Consider the following 14,029-nt stretch of genomic DNA (forward strand, 5'->3'; position numbering starts at 1 on the left):
TCTTTTCACCTTTCTGGGAACGTGGATGGCCCGGCGGGAAAACTCTTTCCTGCTCAGCTGGGTTATCGGACTTGCCCTCACCATGTTGGGAATTCTTGCCTACGGCCTTTTCACCTTGACCCCTTCACGAGGCCTGGGCGCGCTCGCCATGTCCTCGATCATCACCGGTTTCTTCATCCTTTATGCCGCCGCCCGGCAGTTTCGCGCAGGGAATATACCCTTCAAGACGCTGATCGGTGTCTCCTGCATTGCCGTCATCATGCTGAGTGCGGCCTTCCTATCGGGATATGGCGGCATCGGCTTTATCCTGTTCAACACCGGCACCGCCATCGTGATGTTGGCAATTGCCCATCAATACTGGCTTGGACGGGCGGAATCGCCCGGCGTACTTTCTGGCATGGCCGTGCTTTATGGCGCCACCAGCCTCTCTTTTCTCGCCTGCGCACTGGCTTTGATCCAGCGTGGCGAGTGGCAACTGGCGGTAGCGCCGACCGGCTGGACGGAAGACATCAATATTGCGGTCTGCATTGCTGGCATGAGCGGCATCGGCGCTTTGTCTCTCACCTTGCATCAGGCCCGGATCACAGCCCGGCACCGGCTGGAGGCAATGACCGATGCATTGACAGGTCTTTGCAATCGTCGGGCGCTGTTCAATGCACATGGCACCAAAACCTTCCGCGAGGATATGGCGATGCTGGTCTTCGACATCGATCGTTTCAAAACGATCAATGACCGCTATGGGCATGCTGTGGGCGATGAGGTGATCCGTAATATTGCTGCGGAGCTGAAAGCAGCCATTGGTCTTTCCAGCGTCACCCGCCTGGGAGGCGAAGAATTTGCGGCCGTGCTGGAAAATGCTGCGCCAGGGCGGGCCGAATGGATCGGAGAGCGGATCCGGCGCCAGCTTCAGGATCGGGAAGTCGTGGTGAATGAGGACAGTTTCTTTGCAACGACCAGTGTCGGCATTGCCTATGGCACGGCATCCGGCCTGACCTTCGATGAGATTCTCAACCTGGCGGACAATGCGCTTTACAATGCCAAACGGCTCGGTCGCAACCGGGTGGAAACGGCAGTGGCGACCTGGGACAGTGGCCGATCGGTGGAAGCCGACAGCGCCTAGAGATTGTCAGGGAAAAGTGATCGCCGGTTTTCCCGAAATGACAAAATGCCGCCGAAAACAAAGGGTGGTTCGGTCCCTAAATCATACGCGCTTATCCCCGGATATATCCTCTGGCCTGCCTTCCAGCTTCCTGCTATGGGCATGGATGCGTTAAAGCCGCGCGGTCAAAGGCAAGGACATGTCTACCCCGCCGCAGCCTCGCCATGTGATTGCCGGAGCGACTGCGGTCATCCCGGCTGAGCCATTTGCGCAGAAGACAGGAGCACCGATGACCCAGACTTCCTTTTCCGATCCGGCCGTCATGGCGGAGCTGCTGGCAAAAATGCTCTGGGAAATCAAGGCGGTGCATTTCAATGCTGCGGAGCCTTACAAGCTGGCTTCCGGCATGCGCAGCCCTGTCTATATCGATTGCCGCAAGCTTCTCTCCTATCCGCGTGTCCGTTCTGCCGTGATGGATTTTGCTGTCGCCACGCTCTTGCGCAATGCCGGTTTCGAGCAATTCGACTGCATTGCCGGCGGCGAAACCGCTGGCATTCCGTTTGCCGCTCTGCTGGCCGATCGCCTGGCGCTGCCAATGATCTATGTGCGCAAGCAGCCCAAGGGCCACGGTCGCAACGCCCAGATCGAGGGCCATATGCCTGACGGTGCCCGCGTGCTTGTCATTGAAGACCTGACGACGGCAGGCGGCAGCATGTTTACCTTTATCGATGCGGTGCGGGCCGCAGGTGGTGTGGTGGATCACGGCATCGCTTTGTTCTTCTACGGCATCTTCCCGGAAGCTCATCAGCGTTTCGAAAACGGCAACGTCAAACTTCATTATATCGCCACCTGGCGCAATGTCCTGGCCGTGGCCCGCGACCAGAAGTTGTTTGATGACAAAACCTTGTCGGAAGTGGAAGCGTTCCTGGATGCGCCGCTACAATGGTCCGGTCGTAATGGCGGGGTCAGCGCGCTGGGCTGAACCAGTGGTGAAGATTTGCCGACAAGGCTGGCATTTCTTCAGTTTCTGCCTTAAATCGATTGAAGTTTATCCGAAAGCCCGTTTGGGAGGCCAGAATGATCCTGTGTTGCGGTGAAGCCCTGATTGACATGTTGCCACGCGAAACGACGTTGGGCGAAAAAGGCTTTTCGCCCTATGCAGGCGGCGCGGTCTTCAATACCGGCATTGCGCTTGGACGCCTGGGCGTTGCCTCCGGCTTCTTCACAGGCCTTTCCGATGACATGATGGGTGATATCCTGCGTGACACCCTGCGTGCCAGCCATGTGGATTTCAGCTATTGCGCCACCTTGTCGCGGCCCACTACCATTGCCTTCGTCAAGCTGGTCGATGGCCATGCCACCTACGCCTTCTACGATGAGAACACCGCTGGACGGATGATCACCGAGGCCGACCTGCCAGCCCTGGGCGAGGATTGCGAAGCGCTGCATTTCGGTGCAATCAGCCTGATCCCGGAGCCCTGCGGCTCGACCTATGAAGCGCTGCTCAACCGCGAGCACGAGACCCGGGTGATCTCGCTTGATCCCAATATCCGCCCCGGCTTCATCAAGGACAAGGCCGCCCATATGGCCCGCATCCGCCGCATGGCGGCGCTTTCCGACATCGTCAAGTTTTCCGATGAGGATCTTGCCTGGTTCGGCTTGGAAGGCGACGAGGACACGCTTGCCCGCCATTGGCTGCATCACGGCGCCAAACTGGTGGTCGTCACCCGCGGCGCCGATGGTGCGGTCGGCTATACAGCCGATCACAAGGTCGAAGTGCCGAGCGAAAAGGTCACAGTGGTCGATACGGTTGGCGCTGGCGATACATTCGATGCTGGCGTGCTTGCCTCGCTGAAAATGCAGAACCTGCTGACCAAGCAACAAGTGGCAAAACTGACGCAAGAACAGATCGCCAAAGCCTTGGCGCTCGGCTCCAAGGCCGCAGCGGTGACGGTATCGCGGGCAGGCGCCAATCCGCCCTTTGCGCATGAAATCGGGCTTTGATTTCCAAGGGCATTTCTACAGCGCCGTGCGCCATATATGGCGCACAAAGGTTCGCTGTAGCGCTTTATATCTATAACGCCCATGCAGAATTCTGGAGAACGACCCGGTAACCATCCGGGTCTTCGAATGTCCGGCCGAGGTTATCTCAATAGGGATTGTAGGATGTAATACGAAGATTCATTGAAAATGACTCTTCGTATTCCCCTTGAAAATATCTCAAGCCTCTGATGCATTTGAGATATTTTCAATGTCTTCAAGTCGAGGATGCGTGAGCATCTTCGAGACTTGGTGTAACAGGTCGAAAGCCGGCATCCCGCATTCGGTTGACAGCCGCCTGCCACGCATCCTCCTCCGGCAGATAAAAGACCAGCAGATTGTCCTGCGTCGGTGCCCGTCCGACTGAATGCCCGATATGATGGGTGAATTCCAGGTGATATGGCCAGCGCTTATGGCCGAACATCACGCCGTTAAAGCCATTATGGTCGCGGAACGAGGCAATTTCCTCAAAGCCGAGGCCGGATTGATGGAAGGGCCGAAGCCCTTCTATGTTGTCAGTCGGTCGTGCCACCCGCAAAATTGGGGCGGACATGATTATCGATCCAGATGGCTCAACGCAGCCACCAGACCTGCCGTGGATGCATCTTGCCCATCGGTGCCGGCCTTGCCCTGTACCACCGGCAAGAGGCCGGTTGCCAGTTCCTTACCCAGCTCCACGCCCCATTGATCGAAGGAATTGATGCCGAACAGCACGCCTTCGACAAACACCCGGTGTTCGTAAAGGGCGATCAGGCGACCGAGCGCGAAAGGGGTCAACTGTTCGTAGACAAAGGTGATCGATGGGCGGTTGCCGGTAAAGACCCGGTGCGGGGCGATATGATCGGCCTTGGCCTGGTCCATGCCGGATTTCAGCAGCTGTCCTTTGGCCTCATCCAGCGTGCGGCCCTTCATCAGGGCTGCCGATTGGGCCAGGCAATTGGCAATCAGCAAATCGTGCTGATGGCGCAGTTCTGGCTCGAAGCCCTTGGCGGCAATCATAAACTCGGCTGGGATCACGCTCGTTCCCTGATGGATCAGCTGGTAGAAGGCGTGCTGGCCATTGGTGCCGGGTTCACCCCAGACCACTGGCCCGGAATTGCCCTTCACCGGGCTGCCATCAATGGTCACACCCTTGCCGTTCGATTCCATGTCGAGCTGCTGGAGATAGGCCGGGAAGCGCGACAGACGCTGATCGTAGGGCAGGATGGCGCGGGTCGGGTAATCCAGCACATTGCGATGGTGATAGCCGATAGCGCCCAGCAGCATTGGCAGGTTTTCCCGGAAAGGCGCGGTGCGGAAATGCATATCCATGGCATGGGCGCCGGCCAGGAATTCTAAGAAATTATCGGCGCCGACAGCAATCATCAGCGGCAGGCCGATGGCCGACCAGATGGAATAGCGTCCGCCGACCCAATCCCAGAAGCCGAACACCCGATCTGACCCGATGCCGAAGGCCGCGACCTTGTCGAGCGCCGTCGAAACGGCGGCAAAGTGATCGCCAACGGCATTTTCGCCCAGCGCCGAGGCAATGAAGGCCCGTGCCGTTGCGGCATTGGTCATGGTCTCGATGGTGGTGAAGGTCTTGGAGGCGACGATGAACAGTGTCGTTTCCGGCTCCAGCAGCTTCAGCGTATCGGCGATATGGGCGCCATCGACATTGGAGACGAAATGCAGGCGCGGGCCGTCGTGAAACGGTGCCAGCGCCAGCGTTGCCATGGCGGGGCCGAGATCCGAGCCACCAATGCCGATATTGACCACATCGGTGATCTGGAGGCCGGTCGAGCCGGTAATCGTGCCTTGGCGCAGGCCTTCCGCAAACGCCGACATGGCGTGCAGCACGGCATTGACATCCGGCATGACGTTCTTGCCATCGACTACGACAGGCGTGTTGGCCCGGTTGCGCAGTGCCGTATGCAAGACGGCACGGCCTTCTGTAAAGTTGATGGCCTCGCCGTTAAACATCGCTTCGCGCTTTTCAGCCACGCCACCTTGCGTGCAGAGCTTTTCCAGCAGCGCCATGATCTCGTCATTGACGGCGCATTTGGAGTAATCCATCAGCAGATCGTCAAAGCGGGTGGAAAACCGCTCGAAACGTTTGGGATCGCTTGCAAAAGCGCTGCGAATATCAGTGGCGGCGGTGGCCGCGACGGTGGACTTCAGCTGTTCGACGATAGCGTACATTCGCATACTCCAATCCAATCACGGACGGGAACCTACTGCATAATTCCCAAAACAGGAATGTTTTAAGGGGAAAAATAATCCGATAAAACTGAGGGATGATTGCCCTTTCTCCCCCGCAAGGCAGAGAAGACTGACGAGGGGGCGGAAAGCCCCATCTCGTCCTTGTCTGTCCGGAGTCTTTAAGGTCTCAGATCCTTGCGCAGGATCTTGCCGACGTTGGATTTCGGCAATTCCTCAAGAAAGGCCACATGGCGGGGTCGCTTGTAATTGGTCAGGTTTGTGGCGCAATGATCCTTGATCTGCTGCTCCGTCAAGCTTGGGTCCTTGCGCACCACGAACAGTTTGACGGCTTCACCGGAATGCGGGTCAGGAACACCGATCGCCGCTGCCTCCAGCACGCCGGGATGCATGACCGCGACTTCTTCGATCTCGTTGGGATAGACATTGAAACCGGAGACCAGGATCATATCCTTCTTGCGGTCAACGATCTTGGTATAGCCGCGGGCGTCCATGAAGCCCATGTCGCCGGTGCGGAAAAACCCATCCTCGGTCATGGCCCGGGCCGTTTCTTCCGGCCGTTGCCAGTAACCTGCCATGACCTGCGGTCCACGAATGCAGATTTCTCCGACCTCTCCCAAAGCCAGGCTTTCGCCCTGTTCATCACGAATATCGACATCGGTGGAGGAAATCGGCATGCCAATGCAGCCGCTGAAGTCCTTGTCGTTCATGCGGTTGGCGGTTGCCACCGGCGAGGTTTCCGACAGGCCGTAGCCCTCGGTGATCGGGCAACCGGTAATCTGGTGCCAACGCTCAGCGATTGGTCGCTGCACAGACATGCCACCGGCAAAGGTCAGTTGCAGATGGGAAAAGTCCAGCTTACGGAAGGCCTCATTGTTCATCAGCGCGTTGAACAGCGTATTCAAACCGATGATGATATTGAAATCATGCCGGGACAGCTCCTTGGCAAAGCCTGGAATGTCACGTGGATTGGCAATCAGGATATTGTGGCCGCCGCTGGCAATGCCCATCAGGGCGTTCACGGTCAGCGCAAAGATATGATAGAGCGGCAAAGCGCAGATGAAGGTCAGCGTTTCCGGTCTTGGGCGCGTATCGAAAGCTGACCCCAACCACAGCGACATCTGCATGGTATTGGCAATGAGGTTGCCATGGGTCAGCACCGCCCCCTTGGAAACGCCTGTCGTGCCGCCGGTATATTGCAAAAAGGCGATATCGTTGCGCGAAAGAGTTTCAGGCCGCAATCGGGCTTTTCCACCTGCGGCCAACACCGATGCGAAGCTTCGGGAATTGGCAATCGACCAGGCCGGCACGAGCTTCTTCACCTTGCGAACGATGAAATTCACCAGATGGCCCTTGAGGCCAAGCATGTCGCCCATGCTGGTCACGACCACGTGGCGTAGGGACACCTTGTCCATCACCGCCTGTACCGTGTGGGCAAAATTCTCGAGCACGAAAATCGCAACCGCGCCGGAATCCTTCAGCTGATGCGCCAGTTCGCGGGGAGTATAGAGCGGATTGACATTGACGACGATCATTCCGGCCTTGAGGATGCCAAACACAATAACCGGGTTTTGCAAGACATTGGGCATCATCACGGCGATCCGGTCGCCTTTGCTGAACCCTTCCGCTTGCAGCCAGGCGGCAATTTTCGTCGCCTGCTCACCAAGTTCCTGGAAGGTCATGGAGCGACCCATGCTGGTGAAGGCCTTGCGGGAGGCATAGGTCACGCAGTTTTCATCAAACAGTTCGGGTAGCGATTCGTGATCGAGGGGCGGTAGTTCCGCAGGCACCGAGGCAGGATAGGATGCAAGCCAGATGCGGCGCGACGCAAAATTGCTTTCAGGCCTGGACAGAGTATTCATTCCTCACTCCCTTTTTCGACTTCCTGCCCCTCCCTCCTCAAGGTGATGACAGTGCGCCCGACCACGCACTCCAAATATGGAGCTTTGAGCTCCAGGAATGCAAGTCCAACGTTATAGTAACTTTGACGTAAACGTCAATTAATCCCCAACGAAAATAATTCGGAATCATTTTGTTCCACGGCATCGAAGATTTTCACGCACCGGCAGCTTCAACGACAACTGCATGGCGACCAGTTTCGCATTGAACCAACCTGTCGGTGATGCGTTAGCTCTTGTGAAACTTCACGCAAACAAGGAGGAAAGTGTCATGGTCTTCAAACCGGCTAAAACTTTCGGGGAGGCCCCTGAGATCGTTGAGGAAAATCCGCCTCTGGCAGAGCTGGAAACGGCGGTGGCCTCTCAGCTTGCTGGTTCCGACGGTATCGATGCCTCTGATATTGAGGTGATAGCGCTCGGTAATGAAATTTGCTTGCGAGGCCTTGTCTATTCCGAGAGCGAAGTCGACCGGGCTATTGAAGTCGCTCTTTCAGTTCCCGGTGTTTTCAAGGTTTCCGTCGATCTGGAAATTGTTGAACGCACGATCCATTGACGCGGGCCTCCACACGCGGCGCGTGGGCGTATGGCACCACTCCATAAACAATAAAGGCCCGGGAAAAACCCGGGCCTTTATCACTTCAGTTGCCATCGCAGATCAGGTTTGAATCGTCCGCAAAAGCGCCATGCTGCGCGGCAGCAATTTGAATTTTTCGCCTTGCTTGACCTTCTCACCCTGACGCTCCGGATCGCCGGTGATTAGTTCGAGCACCCGTTCTCCGCCGCTCTCCTTGGGAATGGTGAAGATGGTATCTTCATCGAGCGGATTGAACAGCATCATGATATCCGACCAGATGCCTTCTTCGACCTGAAGGTCTTCGCGGTGAAGACGTGTGATCAGCGCATTGCTGTTTTCCCAGTTTTCCGAGGTTTGACGGCCGCCGCTGACGCTGTACCAATCGATCATCATGCCATCGCGCCAGTTCTCCCGCCGCAGCAATGGCTGCTCCTTGCGAAGTGCGATCACCCGCCGTGTGAAATCACGCAGGGCATCGGCGCTGTCGGGCAGATTTTCCCAATGCAGCCAGCTGATTTCACTATCCTGGCAATAGCCGTTGTTATTGCCCATCTGCGAACGACCGAATTCGTCACCGGCCAGCAGCATCGGCGTGCCATGGGAAAACAGCAGGGTGGCCAGGAAATTGCGCTTCTGGCGCTCGCGCACCGCATTGGTGCCTTCGTCATCGGTCGGACCTTCGTGGCCATAATTATGGCTGCGATTGTCATTGTGACCGTCGTTATTATCCTCGCCATTGTCTTCGTTATGCTTGCCATCATAGGAGACGAGGTCATTTAGCGTGAAGCCATCATGGGCGGTGATGAAATTGACGCTGGCCCAGGGGCGGCGGCCGCGCTGGTCGTAGAGATCGCCGGAGCCCAGCAGACGCGCCGCGAAATCCGGAGCGCAATTGTCACCGTTCAGCCAATACTCGCGGCAACTGTCACGGTATTTGTCATTCCACTCCGCCCAGCCGGGCGGAAAGCCGCCAACCTGATAACCACCTGGACCAATATCCCACGGCTCGCCGATCAGCTTGACGCCGGCAAGGGTCGGGTCCTGGGTAACCGCGTCGAAAAAGCCACCGCGCTCATCGAAGCCTTCAGGCTCGCGGCCCAGAATGGTGCCGAGATCGAAGCGGAAACCATCGACATGCATGTCATCGGCCCAGTAACGCAGCGAGTCCATCACCATCTGCAGAACCCGCGGATGGGAGGTGTTCACCGTGTTGCCGGTGCCGGTATCATTGATGTAATAGCGGTGATTGTCCGGCAGGGTGCGATAGTAGGAAAAGTTGTCGATGCCCTTGAAGGACAGCGTCGAGCCAAGCTCATTGCCTTCCGCCGTGTGATTGTAGACCACGTCGAGAATGACCTCGATGCCGCCATCATGGAAAGCGCGCACCATGTCGCGGAAGCCCTGGATGCCGTTGGCGCCGTAATAACGGTGCGCAGGGGCAAAAAAGCCGATGGTGTTATAGCCCCAGTAATTCTTCAGGCCCTTGTCCAGCAACGGGCCGTCATCCGGGAAGGCGTGGATGGGCAGCAGCTCGACAGAGGTAATGCCAAGGCTCTTGATATAATCGACCGCCGCCTTGTGACCCAGGCCTTCGAACGTGCCGCGCAGCTCCTGCGGAATGGCCGGATTGAGCTGTGTGAAGCCTTTGACATGGGTTTCGTAAACAATCGTATCGGCCCAGGAGACCTGAGGACGGCGATCATTCCCCCAATCGATCTGGTTCGGATCGACGACCCGGCATTTTGGCATGAAGGCTGCGCTGTCGAGATCGTTGAAGGACAGGTCCTTGTCCGCATCATCGAAATGATAGCCGAACACTTCCGGCGACCAACGGATATCGCCCACCAGTTCGCGGGCATAGGGGTCGAGCAGCAGCTTGTTGTGATTGAAGCGATGGCCGTTCTCCGGCTCGAACGGTCCATGGACACGAAAACCGTAGAGCGCGCCGGGCTTCAGCCCCGGTACGAAACCATGCCAGATCTCATTGGTGTAGTCAGGCAGATCCATCCGGGCGATCTCAATAGAGCCACTGGGATCATAGAGACACAGTTCGACGCGATCGGCATGGGCGGAAAACAGGGCGAAATTAACCCCTTCACCAGTGTAGCGGGCGCCCAGCCGTTGCCACTCGCCGGGAAGAATTTTGAAGTTACTTGTTTTGATATCCATGGTCGCTCTCAGGGCTTGTCGCTGCGGTGCAACAGTAATTCCCTCGCCATGGCTTTGTTCCCATGGCGTGTTCGGTAAGGCGTCAGGAACAATTACCGGCTTTATCTGTTCGTCATTTCCATTGGTCATTTCGGCAACGCCCGTCGGCTTGCCGGTGCAGTCAGTGCCGGTGCGGTCAGTGAATGGGCTGCCAAGTGCCGCGCAACGACACAGAGGGTTGCATGCATCGGAATAAAATGGATGACAGTAAACGTGTGGCGCTGGTCACCGGCGCGGGTTCCGGCATTGGGCGAGCAGTTGCCCTGAGACTTGCCCAGGATGGCTGCGCCGTCGGGTTACTGGGCCGCACCAAACATGAGTTGGAACAGGTTGCCGAAGACATAAAGCACTTGGGTGGCAAGGCTATGGTGCTTGTCGCAGATGTCGCTGACAGCTCTTCCATGCGGGCAGGGGTCGAAACATTGATCGCATGGGGTGGCCGGCTCGACATCGTGGTGGCGAATGCCGGGGTCAATGGCGTCTGGGCGCCAATCGATGAATTGCAGCCGCAGGAATGGGACCAGACCATGGCCATCAATCTGCGTGGCACCTATTTGACTTTGCATCTGACAGTGCCGCATTTGCGCCGCAACGGCGGCGGCAGTATTGTCGTTGTCTCTTCCATTAACGGCACGCGCACCTTCACCTCTCCTGGTGCCACAGCGTATAGCGCCACCAAGGCTGGACAATTGGCGATGGTGCAGCAATTGGCGGTGGAATTGGGTGCCGATCGCATTCGCATCAATGCGGTTTGCCCAGGCGCCATCGAGACTGAGATCGATGACAATACAAACAAACGCTCTACTGAGCGGCTCGACATCCCACAGCCGCCGCCGCATCAGGCTATACCGCTGACGCGGGGTATGCCGGGCACAGCCCAGGACGTTGCCGATCTGATTGGTTTTCTGGCGTCCGATGCAGCCCGCCATATCAGTGGTACACCCGTCTGGATCGATGGGGCGCAAAGTTTGATCCGATAGAATGCAACCGGTTTATTTTAATCGAAATAAGTAAAAGGGGAGTTTAATGATGCAATTGTTTTAACTGTCGTTAAGTTTTGCGTATTTTAATTATTTGTTAAGCATGACTTACTCTTTTTGGCCCAAAGTTGAACAAAGACCGCTTTGGCGCGTTAGCGGCTCAGACAAGGAGACAATGTCATGAAGCCAGAGCCTGAAACGATCCTGATTGTGGAAGACGATGCATTCATTTCGATGGATGCGGCCGATTGCGTTGCTCATACAGGGGCCAATGTGGTGACCACGGAAACGGTCAGCGATGCGCTTATCTGCCTCGAAGCCAACCGTATCACCGCCGCCATACTGGATTTCCAAGTGTTGGACGGAAAGATAACGCCAGTGGTGGAAAGACTCTGCCGCTCCGGCATTCCTTACAGGGTCGTCTCGGGGTCACCGCTTCAGGAAATCGTTGCCTGTGGCATCCCCGCAGACCGGATTATCGCCAAACCGGCAGATTATGTGAATGTCATGGTCCAATTGGTGCGCGAGCGCCCGTGGTCGGCACTGAGAGCAACCAGCTATTAATATCGGTTTCCCGAACAAAAGCATAAGTCAGGTTTTCGAATAAGGCCGCCAATTGCCATCGGTCGGGTAGTCGACCTGCAAAAAATACAGGCCCTGTGGCGGCGCCACCGGGCCGCAGGCCTTGCGGTCGCGGGCCTCCAGTGCGGCGCGGACATCCTGCGGCGTCATCTTGCCTTCTCCCGCCATTTTCAAGGTGCCGGCAAAAGATCTGATCTGGTTGTGCAGAAAACTCTGGGCGGAGGCGCGGATCTCGATGAGATCGCCGTTGCGGCGGACATCCAGCCGGTCCAGCGTGCGCACCGGGCTGATTGCCTGACAATGAACCGAGCGGAAGGTGGTGAAATCGTGATTGCCGACCAGCATTTGCGCCGCGGCATGCATGGCCTCGTGATCCAGCGGTTTCGATACCCACCAGGCGCGATTGGCCTCCAGCGCCAGCCGGGACGGGCGTGACATGATCCGATAGAGATAATGCCGTTTCAGCGCCGAAAACCGCGCATCGAAGGCGTCAGGAACGGCTTCGCCAGCCAGAATAGAGATTGCTTGCCCAGCCTGCGCCAGATGCGCGTTCAGCGCATTGCGCAGCTTGTAGGGTACCCATTGGCGCAAAAGATCGACATGTGCCACCTGACCACTGGCATGAACGCCGGAATCGGTGCGGCCCGCACCCCGGATCGCAACTTTTTCCCCGGTCAGGCCAAGCACAGCCGCTTCCAACGCGCCCTGTACGGAGGGCCCATTGTCCTGCCGCTGCCAGCCGACATAGGGTGTGCCGTCATATTCCACGATCAGCTTGTAACGTGGCATCAGGTTCCGGCCTTTGCCGAGGCAAACACCGTGCCTGAACCTATGGGCGTGCCACGTAAGAATTCAATTGCATCTAGCGGCTTGCCACCGGCCTTTTGCAGCCGGACAAGGCGGACCGCACCCGTGCCACAGGCGATGGTCAGGGCGTCGTCCAGCACGGTGCCAGGCACCTCCGCGGTTTCGGTGCCTTCTGCCAGCTTGCTGGCCAGAACCTTGATACGTTCCGGCTTGCCGTTGATGTCCGCCTCGAACCAGGCGCCTGGAAAAGGCGACAGGCCGCGAATATCGTTGTGAACCTGCGTGGCGGGCTTTGAAAAGTCGATGCGGGTTTCGGCCTTGTCGATCTTGGTGGCGTAAACGACGCCATCTTCCGGCTGGGCTGTCAGCGGCAGGTCGCCCGCCTCCAGTTTGGCCATGGCCTCAACCATCGCCTCGGCGCCGATCTGGCTCAGGGCGTCGTGCAGTTCACCGGCGGTCATGTCGGGGGTAATGGTCACGCGGCGCGTCAGGGCGACGGGGCCGGTGTCCAGTCCCTTGTCCATCTTCATCACCATCATGCCGGTTTGCGTATCTCCGGCCATGATGGCGCGCTGGATCGGGGCCGCACCCCGCCAGCGGGGCAGCAGCGAGGCGTGGCCGTTATAACAGCCCAGCCGCGTGCCGCTCAGAATGGCTTCTGGCAGCAACAGGCCATAGGCCACGACCACGGCGACATCGGCCTGATGGGCGGCGAAGGCATCGCGATCGTCCTGCGCCTTGAAATTTAGCGGCGTCAGCACTGGCAGTCCGAGCTTTTCGGCCTGCTGATGGATGGGAGATTTGGTCAGATCCAGCCCCCGGCGCCCGGCCGGGCGCGGCGGCTGGCTATAGACCGCAACAATCTGATGGCCGGCGTCATGGAGCGCGTTCAGGATCGGCACCGAAAAATCTGGGGTCCCCATGAAAATCATTCGAAGAGCCATGGATCAAGACCGATCTTCTAGAGGTTATCGGGGAGGACGTGGAAACTGGATTTTCCCAAAAACACACTCCAGGACGATAGGGCCTGCAATCTGCAGGGTTCAGCACGAACCCGTCAGATTCTAGACCGTTACTTTTGATTTCGCCGCCTTGGAGAATTTCTTGATTACCATTTCACGTTTCAGCCGCGAAATATGGTCGATGAACAGCGTGCCGTTCAGATGGTCGATTTCATGTTGCAGGCAGGTGGCAAGCAGGCCATCGGCCTCGATCAGCTGTTCTTTGCCGTGGCGATCCAGCGATTTCACCGTGACGGCTGCCGGGCGCTCTACCTCTGCATAGTAATCGGGAATGGACAGGCAGCCTTCCTCATAGGTGGATCGGGCCTGCGAACTGCCAATGATTTCCGGGTTGATGAAGACCAGCGGCTGCTTGTCTTCACCTTCCTTCGAGACATCGATGACCAGAAGACGGCGAGGTACGGCCACCTGAACGGCGGCGAGGCCGATGCCGGGCGCATCATACATGGTTTCGAGCATGTCATCGATCAGCCGCTCAAGGTCGGCATCGATCCGCTCAATGGGTTGGGAGACCTCGCGCAGCAGCGGGTCAGGCAAAATGATAATCGGCTTTGTCGTCATGAATCTCCCCATAAACCATCCCGGTTTTCAAGGAAATCAAAAAAATGCGCGAAAAGCCA

13 protein-coding genes are annotated in these 14,029 nt (G+C 57.5%); 6 read left to right on the top strand and 7 right to left on the bottom strand.

What is annotated here, in order from left to right; genetic code table 11:
- Positions 1-25 precede the first annotated feature (25 nt).
- The 3 genes from G6L01_RS00510 (at position 26) to G6L01_RS00520 (ending at position 3,103) form a co-directional block, all read left to right on the top strand.
- On the top strand, positions 26-1,120 hold the full coding sequence (locus G6L01_RS00510) for a GGDEF domain-containing protein (protein ID WP_234892000.1): 1,095 nt from the start codon (positions 26-28) through the stop codon (positions 1,118-1,120).
- Between the two features lie 268 nt (positions 1,121-1,388).
- The gene (locus G6L01_RS00515) at positions 1,389-2,081 is read left to right on the top strand and encodes an orotate phosphoribosyltransferase (RefSeq protein WP_070164025.1); all 693 of its coding nucleotides are present in this window, start codon (positions 1,389-1,391) and stop codon (positions 2,079-2,081) included.
- A gap of 95 nt (positions 2,082-2,176) precedes the next feature.
- Entirely contained in the window at positions 2,177-3,103 is a 927-nt protein-coding gene (locus tag G6L01_RS00520; protein ID WP_070163656.1) for a carbohydrate kinase family protein, read from the top strand.
- Between the two features lie 253 nt (positions 3,104-3,356).
- On the opposite strand, the gene G6L01_RS00525 is transcribed toward G6L01_RS00520, so the two are convergent.
- From G6L01_RS00525 to G6L01_RS00535, 3 genes are all read right to left on the bottom strand, one after another.
- The gene (locus G6L01_RS00525) at positions 3,357-3,692 is read right to left on the bottom strand and encodes a glyoxalase (protein WP_070163655.1); all 336 of its coding nucleotides are present in this window, start codon (positions 3,690-3,692) and stop codon (positions 3,357-3,359) included.
- Between the two features lie 2 nt (positions 3,693-3,694).
- Positions 3,695-5,320, bottom strand: coding sequence for a glucose-6-phosphate isomerase (pgi, locus tag G6L01_RS00530; RefSeq protein WP_070163654.1), 1,626 nt, complete (start codon positions 5,318-5,320; stop codon positions 3,695-3,697).
- 179 nt (positions 5,321-5,499) lie between these two features.
- Positions 5,500-7,200 (bottom strand): long-chain fatty acid--CoA ligase, encoded by a 1,701-nt coding sequence (locus G6L01_RS00535; protein WP_070163653.1) that lies wholly within the window; start codon positions 7,198-7,200, stop codon positions 5,500-5,502.
- 223 nt (positions 7,201-7,423) lie between these two features.
- On the opposite strand from G6L01_RS00535, the gene G6L01_RS00540 reads away from it, so the two are divergent.
- The gene (locus tag G6L01_RS00540; protein WP_234891999.1) at positions 7,424-7,789 is read left to right on the top strand and encodes a BON domain-containing protein; all 366 of its coding nucleotides are present in this window, start codon (positions 7,424-7,426) and stop codon (positions 7,787-7,789) included.
- Positions 7,790-7,891: 102 nt separating this feature from the next.
- Here the strand turns inward: G6L01_RS00540 and glgX are convergent, their stop codons facing one another.
- Positions 7,892-9,979, bottom strand: a complete 2,088-nt coding sequence (gene glgX / locus G6L01_RS00545) for a glycogen debranching protein GlgX (RefSeq protein WP_070163651.1) — start codon at positions 9,977-9,979, stop codon at positions 7,892-7,894.
- Positions 9,980-10,215: 236 nt separating this feature from the next.
- Here glgX and G6L01_RS00550 point away from each other — a divergent pair, with 236 nt between their 5' ends.
- Positions 10,216-10,998 (top strand): SDR family oxidoreductase, encoded by a 783-nt coding sequence (locus G6L01_RS00550; RefSeq protein WP_070163650.1) that lies wholly within the window; start codon positions 10,216-10,218, stop codon positions 10,996-10,998.
- A gap of 180 nt (positions 10,999-11,178) precedes the next feature.
- Positions 11,179-11,562, top strand: coding sequence for a response regulator (locus G6L01_RS00555; RefSeq protein WP_070163649.1), 384 nt, complete (start codon positions 11,179-11,181; stop codon positions 11,560-11,562).
- Positions 11,563-11,589: 27 nt separating this feature from the next.
- Here the strand turns inward: G6L01_RS00555 and truA are convergent, their stop codons facing one another.
- The 3 genes from truA to def form a co-directional block, all read right to left on the bottom strand.
- Positions 11,590-12,369 carry a tRNA pseudouridine(38-40) synthase TruA gene (gene truA, locus G6L01_RS00560; protein ID WP_070163648.1) on the bottom strand — a complete coding sequence of 260 codons (780 nt, stop codon included), beginning with the start codon at positions 12,367-12,369 and terminating at the stop codon, positions 11,590-11,592.
- Positions 12,369-13,331 carry a methionyl-tRNA formyltransferase gene (fmt, locus tag G6L01_RS00565; protein ID WP_070163647.1) on the bottom strand — a complete coding sequence of 321 codons (963 nt, stop codon included), beginning with the start codon at positions 13,329-13,331 and terminating at the stop codon, positions 12,369-12,371. The genes truA and fmt overlap by 1 nt, the downstream gene beginning before the upstream one ends.
- A 120-nt stretch (positions 13,332-13,451) precedes the next feature.
- Positions 13,452-13,970, bottom strand: a complete 519-nt coding sequence (def, locus tag G6L01_RS00570) for a peptide deformylase (protein ID WP_070163646.1) — start codon at positions 13,968-13,970, stop codon at positions 13,452-13,454.
- Positions 13,971-14,029 lie beyond the last annotated feature (59 nt).

The sequence above is a fragment of the Agrobacterium vitis genome (assembly GCF_013337045.2).
Classification (GTDB): domain Bacteria; phylum Pseudomonadota; class Alphaproteobacteria; order Rhizobiales; family Rhizobiaceae; genus Allorhizobium; species Allorhizobium vitis_B.